General features: G+C 64.2%; 17 protein-coding genes. 11 read left to right on the plus strand and 6 right to left on the minus strand.

The annotated features are described in order from the left end of the window. Positions 1-53: 53 nt before the first annotated feature. Positions 54-419: a TonB C-terminal domain-containing protein gene (locus tag GYH34_RS10860; protein ID WP_161913592.1), complete on the minus strand. Its 366-nt coding sequence runs from the start codon at positions 417-419 to the stop codon at positions 54-56. A 483-nt stretch (positions 420-902) separates the two neighbouring features. Here GYH34_RS10860 and GYH34_RS10865 point away from each other — a divergent pair, with 483 nt between their 5' ends. After that, on the plus strand, positions 903-1235 hold the full coding sequence (locus GYH34_RS10865; protein ID WP_161913593.1) for a hypothetical protein: 333 nt from the start codon (positions 903-905) through the stop codon (positions 1233-1235). Between the two features lie 53 nt (positions 1236-1288). Here GYH34_RS10865 and proS read toward each other — a convergent pair whose 3' ends face one another. Continuing rightward, on the minus strand, positions 1289-2836 hold the full coding sequence (gene proS, locus GYH34_RS10870) for a proline--tRNA ligase (RefSeq protein WP_161913594.1): 1548 nt from the start codon (positions 2834-2836) through the stop codon (positions 1289-1291). Positions 2837-3016: 180 nt separating this feature from the next. Between proS and GYH34_RS10875 the strand changes: the two genes are divergently transcribed. Then, entirely contained in the window at positions 3017-4222 is a 1206-nt protein-coding gene (locus tag GYH34_RS10875) for an acyltransferase (RefSeq protein WP_161913595.1), read from the plus strand. A gap of 14 nt (positions 4223-4236) precedes the next feature. Here GYH34_RS10875 and GYH34_RS10880 read toward each other — a convergent pair whose 3' ends face one another. Continuing rightward, positions 4237-4707, minus strand: coding sequence for a hypothetical protein (locus GYH34_RS10880; protein ID WP_161913596.1), 471 nt, complete (start codon positions 4705-4707; stop codon positions 4237-4239). Here GYH34_RS10880 and GYH34_RS10885 point away from each other — a divergent pair. The 6 genes from GYH34_RS10885 (at position 4682) to GYH34_RS10910 (ending at position 11908) form a co-directional block, all read left to right on the plus strand. Beyond that, positions 4682-5584: a LysR family transcriptional regulator gene (locus tag GYH34_RS10885; RefSeq protein WP_161913597.1), complete on the plus strand. Its 903-nt coding sequence runs from the start codon at positions 4682-4684 to the stop codon at positions 5582-5584. The genes GYH34_RS10880 and GYH34_RS10885 overlap by 26 nt on opposite strands. A 145-nt stretch (positions 5585-5729) precedes the next feature. After that, complete coding sequence (locus tag GYH34_RS10890) at positions 5730-6206, plus strand: formate dehydrogenase subunit gamma (protein WP_161913598.1); 477 nt, start codon at positions 5730-5732, stop codon at positions 6204-6206. Next, positions 6203-7756, plus strand: coding sequence for an NADH-quinone oxidoreductase subunit NuoF (locus GYH34_RS10895; protein WP_161913599.1), 1554 nt, complete (start codon positions 6203-6205; stop codon positions 7754-7756). The genes GYH34_RS10890 and GYH34_RS10895 overlap by 4 nt, the downstream gene beginning before the upstream one ends. An 11-nt stretch (positions 7757-7767) precedes the next feature. Further along, positions 7768-10644 carry a formate dehydrogenase subunit alpha gene (fdhF, locus tag GYH34_RS10900; RefSeq protein WP_161913600.1) on the plus strand — a complete coding sequence of 959 codons (2877 nt, stop codon included), beginning with the start codon at positions 7768-7770 and terminating at the stop codon, positions 10642-10644. 222 nt (positions 10645-10866) lie between these two features. Next, complete coding sequence (gene fdhD, locus GYH34_RS10905; RefSeq protein ID WP_161913601.1) at positions 10867-11697, plus strand: formate dehydrogenase accessory sulfurtransferase FdhD; 831 nt, start codon at positions 10867-10869, stop codon at positions 11695-11697. Continuing rightward, the gene (locus GYH34_RS10910) at positions 11687-11908 is read left to right on the plus strand and encodes a formate dehydrogenase subunit delta (RefSeq protein ID WP_161913602.1); all 222 of its coding nucleotides are present in this window, start codon (positions 11687-11689) and stop codon (positions 11906-11908) included. The genes fdhD and GYH34_RS10910 overlap by 11 nt, the downstream gene beginning before the upstream one ends. Before the next feature lie 46 nt (positions 11909-11954). Here the strand turns inward: GYH34_RS10910 and GYH34_RS10915 are convergent, their stop codons facing one another. Beyond that, positions 11955-12608 carry a cyclic nucleotide-binding domain-containing protein gene (locus tag GYH34_RS10915; RefSeq protein ID WP_161913603.1) on the minus strand — a complete coding sequence of 218 codons (654 nt, stop codon included), beginning with the start codon at positions 12606-12608 and terminating at the stop codon, positions 11955-11957. Between the two features lie 136 nt (positions 12609-12744). Next, a complete protein-coding gene (locus GYH34_RS10920; RefSeq protein WP_244635044.1) occupies positions 12745-13929 on the minus strand; it encodes a lytic murein transglycosylase in 1185 nt (394 codons plus the stop codon). Between the two features lie 252 nt (positions 13930-14181). Between GYH34_RS10920 and irrA the strand changes: the two genes are divergently transcribed. After that, the gene (irrA, locus tag GYH34_RS10925; RefSeq protein ID WP_197745425.1) at positions 14182-14610 is read left to right on the plus strand and encodes an iron response transcriptional regulator IrrA; all 429 of its coding nucleotides are present in this window, start codon (positions 14182-14184) and stop codon (positions 14608-14610) included. Between the two features lie 183 nt (positions 14611-14793). On the opposite strand, the gene GYH34_RS10930 is transcribed toward irrA, so the two are convergent. Then, positions 14794-15678, minus strand: a complete 885-nt coding sequence (locus GYH34_RS10930) for a UTP--glucose-1-phosphate uridylyltransferase (RefSeq protein WP_161913606.1) — start codon at positions 15676-15678, stop codon at positions 14794-14796. A gap of 200 nt (positions 15679-15878) precedes the next feature. Here GYH34_RS10930 and galE point away from each other — a divergent pair, with 200 nt between their 5' ends. Together galE and GYH34_RS10940 are read left to right on the plus strand one after the other, a co-directional pair. Beyond that, positions 15879-16874 carry a UDP-glucose 4-epimerase GalE gene (gene galE / locus GYH34_RS10935; RefSeq protein WP_161913607.1) on the plus strand — a complete coding sequence of 332 codons (996 nt, stop codon included), beginning with the start codon at positions 15879-15881 and terminating at the stop codon, positions 16872-16874. A gap of 169 nt (positions 16875-17043) precedes the next feature. After that, on the plus strand, positions 17044-17961 hold the full coding sequence (locus tag GYH34_RS10940; protein WP_161913608.1) for a hypothetical protein: 918 nt from the start codon (positions 17044-17046) through the stop codon (positions 17959-17961). The last annotated feature ends 3 nt before the right edge of the window (positions 17962-17964 follow it).

A 17964-nucleotide genomic window follows, 5' to 3' on the forward strand; every position in this document is an offset into this window, starting at 1 on the left:
TGTCGAAGATGGCGCGATGAGCCGCCGAGGGCCAGGCGGCGCGGATGCGCCACTCAATGGAAGGTGACGTTCATCGAGAGCCAGCAGCATCCGGCGGCCGCCGATCGGGGAGGCGGCGGCAGCGTGATAGACGACATTATGCTGGCAATGATCAGCGCTTGTGCGTCATTGGCGCGATGGACCTTGAAATCATAGATACGGCCGGATCGATCGACGCGAAATTCGACCTTCGCCCGCGCATTTCCCAAGTTCAGTCGTGGCGCGTGATCCTCGATCCGGCGAAAGACCTCGCGCTTCCAAATCTGTCCTTCGGGCGTATCGAGATTTTGGTCGGTCTCGCCTGCGCCCCCAAAAAGCGGCTCGGACAGCGCCGGGAGGCATAGCATGAACGTGCAGACCAGCATGATCGCCGCTTTCATTGTGCAATTCCTCGAGAGTAATAATCGTCGAAGTCGCCATTCGCGCTTCCGACCCCAAGGTTATAGTGGCGTGTGGCGCAGTCAATGTTTCGAGTCGATGGGACTGAGGCGCCGGATCGGCGGCGGCCGCGCCTTGATTTCCAACGGCCAACGGAGGCGGCGATGGCCGGAAATTTCATTCGCAGTTTTATTCTGTTCTTGTTTTCGGCCATGCAGGCCGCGGCGGCGCCGTGGGGGCCGCCCTCGGGACCGGCGCCGACCCCGGAATTGACGGCGCGCTGGTGGCAATGGGCCATGATGCATGGCGAAAATGGGCCGGTAGCCGATACGACCGGCGCGCGCTGCGCCCTCGGGCAGCAGGCCGACGTTTGGTTTCTGGCGGGAGGGTTTGGTTCGTCGAAGCTGCGGCGAAGTTGCGTCGTGCCGACGGGGACGCCGATATTCTTTCCGCTCGTGAACATGGCTTTCTGGAGGCGACCGGGCATGCCCGGGATGAGTTGCTCGCAAGCGCAAAAGGCCGCGGCCGTCAATAATGACACGGCGATCGAGCTGTTCGCGGAACTCGACGGAGCGCCTTACCCTATCTCCGAGGCGCATCGCATTCGAACTGCGGATTGTTTCGACATTTTCGCCCGAGTTCCGACCGGCGGGGCGCCCATCGACGCCTATCCGGCCGCGTCAGACGGCTTTTGGCTGATGCTGCATTCGCTCGCGCCGGGAAGTCACACGCTGAAATTCGGCGGGCGCTACAAGCATGCCGCGATGGATTATGGGCGCATGGTCCAAGACATAGAATATGAGCTGCTGGTTCGCTGACGGGCGATGAAGGGCGGTGGCGGACTACGCTCGCCGCCCCTCCTGCCCGGCGTTCAATACGCCCGCGCGATCAAAATCTCCTCCACCGCCGGCCGGCCGGTGAAGACGCAGACGCCCTTCGGCGCGCTCTGCTCCAGGGGAATATTGCGCAACGTCAGCTTCAGCGCCTTCAGCCGCGTCTCCACCTCCTCGAGCTCGGCGCCCGTCGGCCGCGCCCAGGGCGCGCGCACCCAGCCCTTGAAGGCTGCCGCGGCCTCGTCGTCCTCGGCCGCCTTGCCGAAATAATCGGCGATCTCGGCGAAGCTCGTCAGATCGGTGCGAATATTGGCCTCGAGCCGCGCCTTGGCCTCGGCGAACAGCGCCGCCTGGATTTCCGAGAGCAGGGCAGGGACCGCGCTCACGAATTCCGCGCGGGGCGTCGCCGACGAGACGATCTTGTCGCCCTCGCGCAGCCGATCGCGGCGGATCAGCGTCACGACGTCGTTGGCGGCGTCGCGTGGGCCGATCTCGAGAATGATCGGCGCGCCGCGGCGCACCCAGTCCCAGCGCTTATTGGCGGCGCGCGCCGGTTTCTTGTCGACGATCGCGCGCAAAGGCGCGCCCAGAGCGAAGAGCCCGTCCAGCTCGGCTTTCAGCCTGTCGCAAAAGGCGAGCACCTCGGCGTCCTCGGGCTTCTCGCGCAGCATGGGCACGATCACCACCTGACGCGGGGCGATGGCGGGCGGCAGGCGCAGCCCGTCATCGTCGCCATGCGTCATGATCACGCCGCCGATGAGCCGCGTCGAGACGCCCCAGCTCGTCGTATGGCAATATTCCAGCTCGCCGCTCGCGCTCTGGAAGCGGATGTTCTGCGCATGGGCGAAATTGGTTCCGAGATAATGCGAGGTGCCGGCCTGCAGCGCCTTGCCGTCCTGCATCATCGCTTCGATGGAATAAGTGTTCACGGCGCCGGGAAAGCGCTCATTCTCGGGCTTCTCGCCGGCGATCACCGGCACGGCCAGCACATCCTCGACGATCTGGCGATAGACCTCGAGCATTTTGCGCGTCTCTTCCCGCGCGTCGGCCTCGTCGGCATGGGCGGTGTGGCCCTCCTGCCAGAGGAATTCGCTGGTGCGCAAAAAGAGCCGCGTGCGCATTTCCCAGCGCACGACATTGGCCCATTGATTGATGAGCACGGGCAAATCGCGATGCGAGGAGACCCAGCGGCGGAAGGCGTCGCCGATGATCGTCTCCGAGGTCGGCCGCACGATCAGCGGCTCCTCGAGCTTGGAGTCGGGATCGACGACGAGCTTGCCGTCCACCGCCTTCAGCCGGTGATGGGTGACGACCGCCATCTCCTTGGCGAAGCCTTCGACATGGCTCGCCTCCTGAGCGATGAAGCTCATGGGGATGAACAGCGGAAAATAGCAATTGTCGTGGCCGGTCTCTTTGATGCGCCGGTCGAGCGCGCCCTGGATCAGCTCCCAGACGCCATAGCCCCAGGGCTTGACGATCATGCAGCCGCGCACCGGGCTCGTCTCGGCCATATCGGCCTCGGCGACGATGGCCTGATACCATTGCGCGAAATTCTCTTCTCTCGTGACCGACAGAGCGCGTTTCATCTTTGCCCTTGGGGATTCGATTCCGGTGTGCGAGCGCAGAGATAGCCCAAGCCCGCCGTCATGGCGAGCGAGGCCGCGCGTTTCTGCCTATTCCGGCGCCGGACGCGGGCGGAGCCGTTGCCTTGCGCCGGCGTTCCGGTCGAAACTCCGCGCCGCGGACAAGGGTCCGGGGAGGGCGCATTGGTCTATCCATTGGGCATGATCGGCGTTGGGATCGGGCTCGCCTATCTCGCCGCCTTCGCGGCGGGCGGCCTCCTCCTTCGTTGCGGCTTTCCCCTTTCTTCGTCGCCCGGGCGGAACGGCCGAATAGACGGGTTGCGAGGCCTGCTGGCGCTCTCGGTGATGATGCATCATTTCGTGATCTGGATGCAGGCGACACAGCTCGGCGGGAGCTGGGAGCGGCCGACGGTCCTGTTTCTGGAAAATCTTGGCGGCGGCAGCGTGTCGATATTCTTCATGATCACAGGTTTTCTATTTCATCGCGTCGCGCTGGAGGGATTTCATATTTCCAGAATAGCGGCTTTATGGGTCGGTCGTTTCTTCCGTTTGACGCCGCTGGTCGCCGCTTCCGTCGTGGCGACATGTCTGATCATTCTTTGGACGCAGGATTATTCCATTCGGCCGGACACGGTTTTCACGCCGCTGCTGAGCTGGGTGGCGGCCGTGGGCCAGCCGCCGCTCCTCGGCCATGCCGACAGCGGCCGCATAGACGCCTATGTGCTGTGGTCGCTGAAATATGAGTGGGCCTTCTATCTCTTCGGCCTGCCGCTGATGGCGATCGCCTATGATCTTCTCCGCGGCAAAGCGCCGAATGCGGCGCTTCCGTTGGCGCTCATTTTCGGCAGCCTGGCGATGGCGCGTTGGGTGGCGCTCGATTGGCTCGCGTTCCCGCCATTATTCGCGATGGGGATGCTGGCCAGCGAGGCGACGCGGCTCGACGAGGCGCGGATCTGGTCGTCCTCTGGCGCGGGAATGCTGACGGCGTCGGCCGGCCTGCTCGCGGCCTTGGCGTGCGCGCCCAAGCCTCACGGGACGTCTTGGGATTTTCTTCTCGGACTCTTCTTCGCCTCGGTCGCCTGCGGCAATGATATTTTCGGCCTGTTGCGGAGGCGGGCGTTTCTGGCGCTCGGAGAATGCTCCTATGGAATATACTTATTCCATGGCGTCGTTCTCTTTGCTCTCTTCGACTTCGGCGCGCCCGCGCTCGTGGCGCTCGACACGGCCAGCCTGCCGCTGCTTCTGCCATTGGTCGCGATCGTCGTCGTGGCGCTGACGGCGACGACCTTTGTTGTGATCGAGAGGCCGGGGATTGCTTTCGGTCGAGCGATGGTCGCTCGATTTTCGTCTGCGGCCCCGGCGACGTCCGAGGATGAGGCGATCGGGTGAAGCTTCGCCGGCGCTCAGGCGACGGCGCGAGGCTTCGGCGCTTTCAGCCTCGAATAGAGGTCTAAAATCAATTTCTCATTGTTTTGAATGAATTCCGGCGAAAGCATCAGCTGCTCGCGCAATGCGCGCGCGTCGTCGAAGCCGCTCGCGCTATCCAAATTCACCTCCTTCTCCGGGTCGCGGTCGAGAATGAGGCGATAGCCCCAGAGCAAATGTTCTTTTGTCAATGACATGCGCAGCCTCCTAGCATTCTGGCGGCTCAGTATTAGATTTGTGCGGCGCACAAGGTCAACTGCCTTTTTTTCCGGCGGCGCGCCGCTCGGGGCGCGCTTTTCGGCAGTCTTCGCGCGAGCATCTCCGATCGAGCGATGAATTCGCCGCGCCAAGCCTTTAGGTATATAGTTCCTCCTGCGTCCCATTCGGTCCTTCGAGGGCGCGAAGAGGGAGTTTGGGCGCGAAGTGATCGACAAGCTGGAATTCTTCATCACTGTCGCCAAGGAGCGGAGCTTTTCCCGCGCCGCGGAGCTCTGCGGAGTGACGCAGCCGACGCTCTCCGCCGGGATCAAGCAGCTCGAGGACAGTCTCGGCGTTCTGCTCGTCAATCGCTCCTCCCGCTTCCACAGCCTCACCGCCGAGGGAGAGCGGGTGCTGGAATGGGCCAAGCGCATCGTGGCCGACGCGCGCGCCATGCGGCAGGAGGTGCGCACGCTGAAGGAGGGGCTCGGCGGCCAGCTCAAGATCGCCGCCATCCCCACGGCGCTGACCATGATTCCCGCGCTGACGACGCCCTTTCGCGAGAAGCATCCCGGCGTGCGCCTCACCATTCTCACCAGCTCCTCGACCGAGATCTTGTCCATGCTGGACAATCTCGAGATCGACGCCGGCCTCACCTATCTCGACAATGAGCCGCTGGGGAGGGTGCGGACCGTTCCGCTCTTTTCGGAGCGCTATCGGCTGCTGACCGCGGCCGACAATCCGCTCGGCAATCGGGACAAGGTGACCTGGGCCGATGTCGGCCGCATTCCGCTCTGCCTGCTGACGCCGGACATGCAGAATCGCCGCATCGTCGAGCGGCTGATCCGCGACGCCGGCGGCGAGCCCGAGCCCGCGCTCGAATCGAATTCGGTCATCGTTCTCTTCGCCCATGTGAAGACAGGGCGTTGGGCCACCATCCTACCCGAAAAGCTGGTCGACTCGCTGCGAGTCGCCGCCCCCTTGCGCTCTATTCCGATCGTCGAACCGGAGGCCGTCCACGAGATCGGATTGGTCGTTCCGCTGCGCGAGCCGACCATCCCGCAGGTCGCCGCGCTCGTCGCCGAGGCGAAGAAGCTCGCAAAGAATCAGCTTGTTGGCGATCTATAGGATTCGCCTATCATATAACCGTTCCAGATTATTGATCCCGCCGACTTTTTGGCGCACTGTTGGGGCAATTACCTAAAATGGGCGGCTGTCGCTCAGAAAGGCCCGCTCTCTAAGAACGGGCTCGCTCGATAAGAACGGGGAAGAAATGTCTGGCGCTGTTCCGTGGAACGAGGCGCGGGCGCAGGAGATCATCGACGCCCATCTCGGGCTCGAGGGTCCTGCCCTGCCTATCTTGCATGCTATCCAGGAAGAATTCGGCTATGTGCCCGAGGCTGTCGTGCCGCAGATGGCGCAATCGCTGAACATCTCCCGGGCCGAGATGCATGGCGTCGTCACTTTCTATCACGACTTCCGCCACGCGCCGGCCGGCCGCCATGTGCTGAAGCTGTGCCGCGCGGAGTCCTGTCAGTCCATGGGATCGGAGAAGATCGCCAAGGACTTCCTCGAGCGTATCAAGCTCGAATGGGGCGGGACCGCCAATGACGGCTCGCTGACGGTGGAGGCGGTCTATTGCCTCGGCCTTTGCGCTCACAGCCCCGGCGCTCTCTACGACGGCGAGCCGATCGGCCGCGTCGATGCGGAGATTCTGGACGAGCTGGCGTCGGAGGCGCAAAAATCATGACCAAGGTTTATGTGCCCCGCGACATGGCCGCGCTCGCGGTGGGCGCCAAGCGCGTCCTCGCCGCCGTCGAAAAAGAGGCCGCCGCGCGCGGCGAGACCATTCAGATCATCCGCAACGGCTCGCGCGGCCTGCTGTGGCTCGAGCCTCTCGTCGAGGTCGAGACGCCGGAAGGCCGCATCGGCTACGGCAATGTGAAGCCCTCCGATGTTCCTTCGCTGTTCGACGCCGGCTTCTTGAAGGGCGGCGCGCATCCGCTCTCCATCGGCAAGGTCGAGGAGCATCCCTATTGGGCCAAGCAGACGCGCGTGACCTTCGAGCGCGTCGGAATTATCGACCCCGTGAATCTCGATGATTACGTCGCCCATGGCGGCGGGCAGGGCCTCGCCAAGGCCTTCGAGATCGGCCCGGCCAAGGTGATCGAGGAAGTCACCAAATCCGGCCTGCGCGGCCGCGGCGGCGCGGGCTTCCCGGCCGGCATCAAATGGAAGACGGTCGCCGACGCTCCGGCCGACCGCCGCTATGTCGTCACCAACGCCGACGAGGGCGACAGCGGCACTTTCGCCGATCGCATGGTGATGGAGGGCGACCCCTTCGTCCTCATCGAGGGCATGACCATCTGCGGCTACGCCATCGGCGCGAGCAAGGGCTTCATCTATCTGCGGGCGGAATATCCGCAATGCGCCGAGGTGCTGACCGAAGCGCTGGAGGCCGCCCGCAAGGGCGGCTGGCTCGGTCCGAATGTGCGCGGCTCCGGCTTCGCCTTCGACATAGAGCTGCGCATCGGCGCCGGCGCCTATGTCTGCGGCGAGGAGACCTCGCTGCTGGAGAGCCTCGAGGGCCATCGCGGCATCGTGCGCGCCAAGCCGCCACTGCCGGCGCATGTCGGCTTCATGGGGCGTCCGACGGTCGTCAACAATGTGCTGACGCTCGCCACCGCCCCGGCCATTCTCGCCAAGGGCGGCGAATATTACGCCTCTTTCGGCGTCGGCCGCTCGCGCGGCACCATGCCGCTGCAGATCGCCGGCAATGTGAAGTTCGGCGGCCTCTACGAGACCCCCTTCGGTCTGACGCTGGGCGAGATCGTCAACGACATCGGCGGCGGCACGCTGACCGGGCGTCCGGTGCGCGCCGTGCAATGCGGCGGCCCGCTCGGCGCCTATGTGCCGCCGTCGCTGTTCGACACGCCCTTCGACTATGAGGCGTTCCAGAAGCACGACAGCCTCATCGGCCATGGCGGCCTCGTCGTTTTCGACGACACCGTCGATATGCTGCAGATGGCGCGCTTCGGCATGGAGTTCTGCGCCATAGAGAGCTGCGGCAAGTGCACGCCCTGCCGCATCGGCTCCACCCGCGGCGTCGAGACGATCGACAAGATCGTCGAAGGCGTCGATGTGGAGGCGAATATCGAGCTGCTGTCCGACCTCTGCAACACGATGAAATTCGGTTCCCTCTGCGCGCTCGGAGGTTTCGCCCCTTATCCGGTCGAGAGCGCCCTTCGTCATTACCCGGAAGATTTCCGCAAAGCGACGCTTCCCGCCGCCGCCGAGTGAGGAGCAAAGCCATGAGCCTCGTCAAAGAAATCGATTACGGCACGCCCGCATCGAAGTCGGAGAAAGAAGTCACTCTGACGATCGACGGCGTATCGGTCACCGTGCCGGAAGGCACGTCCATCATGCGCGCCGCCATGGAGCTGGGGACGGAGATTCCCAAGCTCTGCGCCACCGACAGCCTGAAAGCTTTCGGCTCCTGCCGTCTCTGTGTCGTCGAGATCGACGGCCGCTATGGCACGCCGGCCTCCTGCACCACGCCGGTGCTGCCGGGCATGAGCGTCCACACGCAGACGCCGCGCCTCAAGGCGATCCGCCGCGGCGTGATGGAGCTCTACATCTCCGACCATCCGCTCGATTGTCTGACTTGCGCCGCCAATGGCGATTGCGAGCTGCAGACGATGGCGGGCGCCGTGGGCCTGCGCGACGTGCGCTACGGCTATGACGGCTCCAACCATGTGTTCGCCCGCAGCCGCGTCGACGGCAAGGCGAATTTCGATTGGATGCCGAAGGACGAGTCCAATCCCTATTTCACCTATGATCCGTCGAAATGCATCGTCTGCAATCGTTGCGTCCGCGCCTGTGAGGAGACTCAAGGCACTTTCGCGCTGACGATCGACGGCCGCGGCTTCGACAGCCGCGTTTCGCCCGGCATGGCCGAAGCCTTCATGGATTCGGAATGCGTCTCCTGCGGCGCCTGCGTGCAGGCCTGCCCGACTGCGACCTTGACCGAGAAGTCGGTGATCGCCGTCGGCCAGCCGGAGCATTCGGAAGTCACCACTTGCGCCTATTGCGGCGTCGGCTGCACCTTCAAGGCGGAAATGCGCGGCGAGGAGATCGTCCGCATGGTGCCCTGGAAGGACGGCAAAGCCAATCACGGCCACAGCTGCATCAAGGGCCGCTTCGCTTACGGCTATGCGCTGCACAAGGAGCGCGTCACCCAGCCGATGATCCGCGACAAGGCGACCGATCCCTGGCGGGTCGTCTCCTTCGACGAGGCCATCGCCTTCGCCGCCGATCGCTTCAAGAAGATCATGGAGAAGCACGGCAAGCGTTCTGTCGGCGTGATCACCTCCTCGCGTTGCTCGAATGAGGAGACCTATCTCGTCCAGAAGCTGACCCGCGCCGGCTTCGGCAACAACAACACCGACACTTGCGCGCGTGTCTGCCATTCGCCGACCGGCTATGGCCTCAACCAGGCTTTCGGCACCTCGGCCGGCACGCAGGACTTCGACTCGGTCGACGAGTCGGACGTCATTCTCGTCATCGGCGCCAATCCGACCGACGCGCATCCTGTGTTCGGCTCGCGCATGAAGAAGCGCCTGCGCGAGGGCGCCAAGCTCATCGTCGTCGATCCGCGCCGCATCGATCTGGTGCGCTCGCCCCATATCTCGGCCGATCATCATCTGGCGCTGAAGCCCGGCACCAATGTCGCGGTCGTCACCGCTCTGGCGCATGTGATCGTCAAGGAAGGCCTCGTCAATGAAGCCTTCGTGCGCGAACGTTGCGATTGGGACGAGTTCCAGGATTGGGCGGCTTTCGTCTCCGACGATCGCAACAGCCCGGAAGAGGTCGAGAAGCTCTCGGGCGTTCCGGCGGAAGAGATTCGCGCCGCGGCGCGCCTTTACGCCACCGGCGGCCGCGCGGCCATCTATTATGGCCTCGGCGTCACCGAGCACAGCCAGGGCTCGACCACTGTGATGGCTATCGCCAATCTCGCAATGGCGACTGGCAATCTCGGCCGCCGCGGCGTCGGCGTGAACCCGCTGCGCGGACAGAACAATGTGCAGGGCTCCTGCGACATGGGCTCTTTCCCGCATGAGCTGCCGGGCTATCGCCACGTCTCCAACGACGCCGTGCGCCAGTCCTTCGAGCAGGCCTGGGGCGTGGAGCTCGACAATGAGCCGGGCCTTCGCATCCCCAATATGTTCGATGCGGCGATCGCCGGCGAGTTCATGGGGCTCTATTGCCAGGGCGAGGACATTCTCCAGTCCGATCCGGACACGAAGCATGTCTCGGCCGCTCTCTCGGCGATGGAATGCGTCATCGTGCAGGATCTCTTTCTGAACGAGACCGCGCATTACGCCCATGTGTTCCTGCCGGGCGCGAGCTTCCTGGAGAAGGACGGCACCTTCACCAACGCCGAGCGCCGCATTCAGCGCATCCGCAAGGTGATGAGCCCGAAGAACGGCTATGGCGATTGGGAGATCACCCAAATGCTCGCCAAGGCCTTCGGCCTCGATTGGAACTATGCGCATCCGAGCGAGATCATGGACGAGATCGCCGCTCTGACGCCGACCTTCAAGAACGTCTCCTATGCGATGCTCGATGAGGTCGGCTCGGTGCAATGGCCGTGCAATGACGCGTCGCCGGACGGCATGCCGATCATGCACATCGAGGGCTTCACGCGCGGCAAGGGCAAGTTCGTCATCACCGAATATGTCCCCACCGACGAGAAGACCGGGCCGCGCTTCCCGCTGCTGCTGACGACGGGCCGCATCCTGTCGCAGTACAATGTCGGCGCTCAGACCCGCCGCACCGAGAACAGCCGTTGGCACGAGGAGGACGTGCTCGAGATCCATCCGCATGACGCCGAGCTGCGCGGCGTGCGCGACGGGGATTGGGTGCGCATCGCCAGCCGCGCCGGCGAGATCACGCTGCACGCCAAGGTCACTGATCGCGTGGCGCCGGGCGTCGTCTACACCACCTTCCATCACCCGCTCTCGCAGGCGAATGTGGTCACCACCGATAATTCGGATTGGGCCACCAATTGCCCCGAATATAAGGTGACGGCGGTGCAGATCTCGCCCTCCAACGGTCCGACCGAGTGGCAGGAGCAATATCGCGAGCTTTCCGTGAGCGCCCGTCGCATCGCGACAGCGGCGGAATGACCTAGGGCCGAATCGACGAGCGCGAATCCTTCTCCCACTCGTGGGAGAAGGTAGCCCGGCGTAGCCGGGTCGGATGAGGGTGTCTCATCGCGCGCCATCGATTGAATAGGGGCCGGTTTCGAGGGCGATGGCCTATCGCACGGTCCCTCATCCGACCCCGCTTTGCGGGGCCACCTTCTCCCGCAAGCGGGAGAAGGAGCGCGTGCTGGAGACACATCGAGGATGAACGAGGACCTCCCCGCCGCCGGCATTCGCGTTCCGTGCATCGCACGGCGCAATGACGCTCTGTCGGACAGCGCCCGCACCATCCCGGAAGAGACCCCCATCGCCTTCACCTATGGCGGCTCGACGCACGCGGTGATGATGGCGACGCCGGCCGATCTCGAGGATTTCTCGATCGGCTTCGCGCTCACCGAAGGCCTCATCGATTCTATCGACGAGGCCGGCGATTTCGAGATCGTCGCCTCGGAGGCCGGCATAGAGCTGCGCAGTTGGCTCGCCGGCGGACGGCAAGAGGTCTACGCCGCGCGCAAGCGCTCCATGGCCGGGCCGACCGGCTGCGGCCTCTGCGGCATAGAGAGCCTAGAGCAGGCGAGCCGGCCGCTGCCGGTTCTCGCCAATGCGCTGCGCGTCTCGTCGACGGCGCTGATCGCCGCCATGGAGCGCCTGCCGGGCGCGCAGACGCTCAATCGCGAGACGCGCGCCGTTCATGCCGCTGCTTTCTGGGCGCCGGATTCGGATGCGCTCGTTGCGAGGGAGGACGTCGGCCGCCACAATGCGCTGGACAAGCTCGCCGGCGCGCTGGCGCGGCAGCAGCTTCCCGCAGCGCAGGGCGTCGTGCTGATGACGAGCCGCATTTCCGTCGAGCTCGTGCAAAAGGCCGCCCGCATCGGGGCGCCCATTATCGCCGCAGTATCCGCGCCCACGGCTCTGGCCGTGCGCACGGCGGAGAAATGTGGCATGACCTTGGTGGCGGTCGTGCGCGGCCGCGACTTCGAAATCTTCACCCACCCCGAACGCATTCTGGAACAGGTCTCTACCCATGTCGCATAATTCGGCCGACCGGCTCGTCAAAATGGCCAATCAGATCGGCAAGTTCTTCGCCGCGCAGAGGCATTCCGACGCGGTGGCCGGCACGGCCGAGCATTTGAAGAAATTCTGGGATCCGCGCATGCGCGCCGGCATCATCGATCATGTCGCCCAGGGCGGCTCCGGCCTCGACGAGGTGCCGCTGCAGGCGGTGCAGAAGCTCGCCGCGAAATAGAGCCAGCGCGGGCCGCCGCGTCTTGCCGACGCGGAGCTGTTCGGCTTCAGGCGCCGACATCCTCCGGCAGTCTCCGCCAGGCGACGGCTTCGAGCTGCTGCGTGTTCGCCTGACAGCGCCGAACGATCAGCCGAATGAGATTGAGCCCGAATTGCGGGTTCTGGAAATAGAGCTGCTCGAACTCCTCATAGGTGATCGACAGCAGCCGGCAATCGGTGAGCGCGCGCGCCGAGGCCGTGCGCAGGCCGTCCTCGGTGAACAAGGCCATTTCGCCGAACAGCGTTCCTGGCGGCAGCCGGATTCCCATCTCTGGAAGCTCGATCTCGCCTTCGATCAGCATATAGGCGCGGTCGGCCTCCTCGCCTTTGCGAAACAAAAGCGCGCCGGCCTTCACTTTGCTGGGATGCATGAAGGGCTTCAGCCATTCGACCTTCAGCTCGCCATCCGCCGCGTGCTTGACGCTGGCCACCAGCTTGCGCATCTCGCGCAGCCGCATGAGGTCGAGCGGAAACAGAATGAGGTGGCGCGCCAGCACCGCCATATTGCCGCTTGTCGCGCCGACGATGACGCCGAGAAAATTCGCGATCGTGGATGCGATCCGCAAGCGGATCATCGTCTTCGAATAGGCCGAAGCGACCGCGGCAACTGTTTGCATCCATGCGGCCGCGATCACCAGATACAGAATATGATCGCTCGTCACTCGTGATTCTCCAGGGAAGCGGAGCTTTTCTCGCCAATGACGAGCGGCTCGACGCCTCTTTGGCGTCACAGATAGCTCATTTCTCACGCTGAAGTCAGCAGCTACAAGGGTTCGCGCCCCATATCGCCGCTGCGGCTCAGCGGCGGAGCCGCTCCAGCACCTCCTTCGTCGCGAATCCATCCGCCGGCTGCACGCCCGCGCTCAGCTGAAAGGCGTGGACGGCGTTGCGGCTGGTGCGGCCCAGCTTGCCGTCTATGGCGCCGCGATAGAAGCCGCGCGCAGCGAGCAGGCGCTGCAGCTCCTTGCAATCGGCCGTGGAGAGAGCCGCGATCTTCTTCGGCCAAGGGGCGACGGGCGCGCGGCGTCCGGCGATGCGGTCGCCGAGCAGGCCGATCGACAGCGCATAGGCGTCGGATGTGTTGTATTTGCGGATCACCTCGAAATTATCGGTGATGAGAAAGGCCGGGCCGGCCGCGCCGGCCGGCAGATAGAGGCTCGCCGGCCCGCTCGCCGGCAGCGATCCGCCATTCGCGGCCGAGAGGCCCAGCGCGCGCCATTGCGCGAAATCGAGATCGAAGTCGGCATAGTCGAAATTCTTGGGCAGGACGACCTCGACCGCCCAGGGCAGGCGCGGGTCCCAGCCGGAGAATTTCAGGAAATTGGCGATGGAGGCGAGCGAATCCAGCCGGTTGGTCCAAATGTCCGGCGCGGCGCCGCCCGTATAGCTGGTGGCGTATTTCAGATAGGCGGAAGGCAGGAATTGCGGCTGGCCCATCGCCCCCGCCCAGGAGCCGCGAAGCCGTGCGCGAGTGACGTCGCCCCTCTGCAGCATGACCAGCGCGGCGACGAATTCATCGGAGAAGATCGTCCCCCTATGGCCGGCATAGGCCAGCGTCGCCAGGACGCGCAATGTGTCGGCGGCGCCGGTCGCGGAACCGAAATTGCTTTCCACCCCGAGTATGGCGAGAGCGATCTCGGACGGAACGCCGCTGCGCTCCTCGATCGCCGCCAGCGGCGTCGAGAGCTCGCCGGCGAGCGCGCGGCCCTGCGCGACTCGCGCCGCGCTGACCGCGCCGGAGACATAGGAGGGGATGGAAATGGTGAACTCGGCTTGAGCCTGTGGGCGCCGCAGCAATCCGGGCTCCGGCGAGAGGCCTGCGACCGCCGAATCGAAAATCTCGCGCGAGACGCCGGCGTCGCGCGCCTGTGGCCATAATCGCTGCAGGAAAAGGTCGAGATCAGAACCGCCGGCGCTTTCCTGCGCCAGCGCGCAAGGACTGAAAATCGCCGTCAGGACAAAGAGTAGGAAAATGGCGGGCAATGTTCTGAACACGTCGCGTCGAGTTGCGCGAGCGTGGGCGAAACCTTGTCGCAAAATTGCGCGCGAGCTTGGCCATTCTTTGGAATCTTTACACTTTTGGCCATTTTGTTTGACACTTCGCTGCGCTGCGTTTTCAATCAGCATGTCTCGACTTCCACAAGGAGCCGCGAGCAGGACAGGATCTGAGGCGAAACGGAAATGACGCATCACCCTATGATTACGAATTTTCGTGCGCCGATCCAACTCGGAAAAATGGCGAGCACTCCCAAGGACGAGAATGAGCTGAAGGCCAAGCTGAGAGCCGCCGGCCTTCGTCCCACCTCGCAGCGCATCTCGCTCAGCAAGCTGCTCTATGGCAATGGCGACCGCCATGTGAGCGCCGAAGCGCTCCACGCCGAAGCGCGCGAGGCCGGCCTGCAAATGTCGCTCTCGACGGTCTACAACACGCTCAATCAATTCGCCGACGTCGGCCTGCTGCGGGAGATCGCCGTGCAGGGACCGCGCACCTATTTCCACACGCGCACCGCGCCGCACCACCATTTCATGGATGAGGTCAGCAAGCGCATGTTCGACGTGGTGGACGGCTCCATCGAATTCGCCAAGCTTCCCGCTCCGCCCGAGGGCATGGAGATCGTCGGCTGCGACGTCATTATCCGGCTGCGGCCGAAGCGCAAGGCTTGAGGCGGCTCGCCGGAGCGGCCTCTCTTCAGCGTGATCGTTTCAGAAAGGCCGCCGCCGAGGCGGCTTTTTTCATGCCTTCTCCCGCGCCGCGACTTCTCCTCGCGGGTCCAGCGCTCGCGAGGCGCGCCGAATCGGCTCCCTCTCCCGCGAAGCTGCGCGGGAGAGGGAGCCCTTCTGTTACATTCAGCCGAGCAGCTTGGCGATCTCCGCCTTCAGCCCGTCGGCGATGTCCGGGCGCGTCAGGCCGAAGGCGATATTGGCCGCGAGGAAGCCGAGCTTCGATCCCGTGTCATAGGTCTTGCCGTCGAAGCGCACGCCATGGAAGGCCTGCGAAGCTGCGAGCGTCACCATGCCGTCGGTGAGCTGAATCTCGCCGCCCGCGCCCTTCTCGCCCTTGGCCAGAATGTCGAAAATCTCCGGCTGCAGAATATAGCGGCCCGAGATCATCAGATTGCTCGGCGCGGTTCCCTTCGGCGGCTTCTCCACCATTCCGGTGATCTCGAAAGCGGCGCCGAAATCCTTGCCGACCGAGACGATGCCATATTGATGCGTCTCCTCCGGCGGCACTTCCTCCACCGCGATGATATTGCCGCCATGCGCCTCATAGGCCGCGACGGCCTGGGCGAGGCAGCGGCTTTTCTGCGGGCCGTTGCCGAGCGTCACCATATCGGGCAGCAGCACGGCGAAGGGTTCGTCGCCGACGATCTCGCGCGCGCACCAGACCGCATGGCCGAGGCCGAGCGGCGCCTGCTGGCGGGTGAAGCTGGCCGCGCCGGCGGGCGGCAGATCGGCGATCAACGCGTCATATTCCTTGATCTTGCCGCGCTTCTTCAGCGTGTCCTCGAGCTCATAGGCGATGTCGAAATGATCCTCGATGACGCCCTTGTTGCGTCCGGTCACGAAAATGAAATGTTCGATCCCGGCCTCGCGCGCCTCGTCCACCACATGCTGGAGCACGGGACGATCGACGACGGTCAGCATCTCCTTCGGCACCGCTTTGGTCGCGGGGAGGAAGCGCGTGCCGAGGCCAGCCACGGGAAAAACAGCCTTGCGAATGCGTTTGCTCATGATTAGTCCATTTCGAGCGAGTGTGACCCGAGCGCGAGAGCGCGACGCCCGAGCAGGGTTTCGGAAAAGGCGCAAGCGATTTTCCGAGAATATCCCGCAATGGCGAAAGACCAACGCCTAGTCCGAGCCGGGCCAGGATTCGTCCTTAACCATTGCCCGTTAATTTCCCGTGATGACGTCTTCAGCAGGAAGGGCGCGGAATGACCATCCTCGTGACCGGCGGCGCCGGCTATATCGGAAGCCATATGACGCTGGAGCTGCTCGACGCCGGCGAGAAGGTCGTCGTGCTCGACGATCTCTCCACGGGGTTTCGCTGGGCGGTTCCGCAAGAGGTTCCGCTCATCGTGGGCGATTTCGGCGACGCGGCGCTGCTGTGCGATATTTTCGCGCGGCACGATATTCAGTCGATCATTCATTTCGCCGCCAAGATCGTGGTCCCCGAGTCCGTCGCCGATCCTCTCGGCTATTATCTGAACAATACGGCGAAAGCGCGGGCTCTGCTGGCGGCGGCGGTGGAAGCCGGCGTGAAGCGTTTCATCTTCTCCTCGACCGCGGCCGTCTATGGCGATCCCGAGCATAATCCGGTGACAGAGGACGAGAGCCTGAAGCCGGTCTCGCCCTATGGCCGCTCCAAGCTGATGGTCGAGTGGATGCTCGAGGATGTCTCGCGCGCGCATGATCTGGCTTATGTAGCGCTGCGCTACTTCAATGTCGCCGGCGCCGATCCTCGAGGCCGCTCCGGCCAATCGACGCCCAAGGCGACGCATCTCATCAAGGTGGCTGTGCAGGCGGCGCTGGGGCTGCGCCCCGGCATGCAGGTGTTCGGGACCGATTATCCGACGCCCGACGGCACCTGCCTGCGCGACTATATCCATGTCACCGATCTCGTCCGCGCCCATCTCGACGCGCTGCGCCATTTGCGCGGGGGCGGGGAGAGCCTCGTCTGCAATTGCGGCTATGCGCATGGCTTCTCGGTGCTCGAGGTGATCGAAACGGTCAAGCGCGTCTCCGGCGTCGATTTCAAGGTGGATTTCGCCGCCCGCCGGCCGGGCGATCCCGCCGCCATCGTCGCCGCCAATGACCGCATCCGCTCGCGCCTCGGCTGGACGCCGCGTCACGATGATCTCGAGACGATCGTGCGCCAGGCGCTGGATTGGGAGCGCAAGCTCGCCGCGCGTAACGAGAGTGGAGCATAGCATATATATTATAGAAATATTCCGATACTCTTCGGATATGGAGAGAAAGCGCCCGATTTTACAAGTATTTCTGCGCGATATAGCCTCCGGATGGCGAGCGTTGGTAAGTTTTGCGTAAGGCGGCGCGCGGACAGTCGCGCGCGTCCGCTCTCCTTCCAGGATACGCAGAATGTCCATATCGAGCCTCGCCTCCAGCGCGGTGCAGACCGCCTATCATCATCATTCCCGTCACACGAAAGACGTCGACGACACGACAGCGGCGACCGCCGCGAGCGCTTCGGCGACGACGAGCTCCACCTCCACGACGCAGACCAGCGCGGTCGATCCCAGCTCGGCGATCGATTTCCGCAGCCCGAGCTCCGGCCAGCTCGCTTCGCTGCTCTTCGCCAGCGACTCCGGCTCGTCCAGCGACAGCGGCGATTCGACGTCCTCCTCGTCGGATTCGGGCTTCGCTTCGACGGTCGCCAATCTGTTGAAGGCGGTCGACTCGGGCGATACGGACGCCGCCAAGACCGCAGCGTCGAGCCTTCAGAGCCTGTTGTCGCAATCCTCGTCGAGCACGAATTCGTCGAGCGCGTCATCCTCTTCGGACGGCGCCTCCGGCTTCCTCTCCGATTTGCAGACGCTGGTCTCGGCGGTGCAGTCCGGCGATACGACGACCGCGCAATCGACGGCCAAGACGATCGAGAGCCATTTGAGCGCGCCGCCTCCGCCGCCCCCGCCGCCGTCTTCTTCCTCTTCCGACAGCTCGGATTCGACCGCCTCCTCCTTCGTCTCCGATCTGGCGACGCTTCTGAACGCGGTGCAATCTGGCGATACGACGACGCAGAAGAGCTCCGCCACGAGCCTCGAGAGCGATCTCAACTCGCTCTTGTCGACATCCTCGACCGATTCCACGTCATCGACCGCCTCATCGTCCTCGACGACGACAGATTCTTCTTCGACGATCGTCGACGATCTGAAGACGCTGATCACGGCGGCCAAGAGCGGCGATTCCAGCGCCGCGCAATCGAGCGTCGACGCGCTGCTGAAGGATCTCGTCTCTCAGCAGGGCTCTCAGTCCGCGGGCGCCTCGCAAAACGCCTAACAG

It is taken from the genome of Methylosinus sp. C49 (genome assembly GCF_009936375.1).
GTDB lineage: Bacteria > Pseudomonadota > Alphaproteobacteria > Rhizobiales > Beijerinckiaceae > Methylosinus.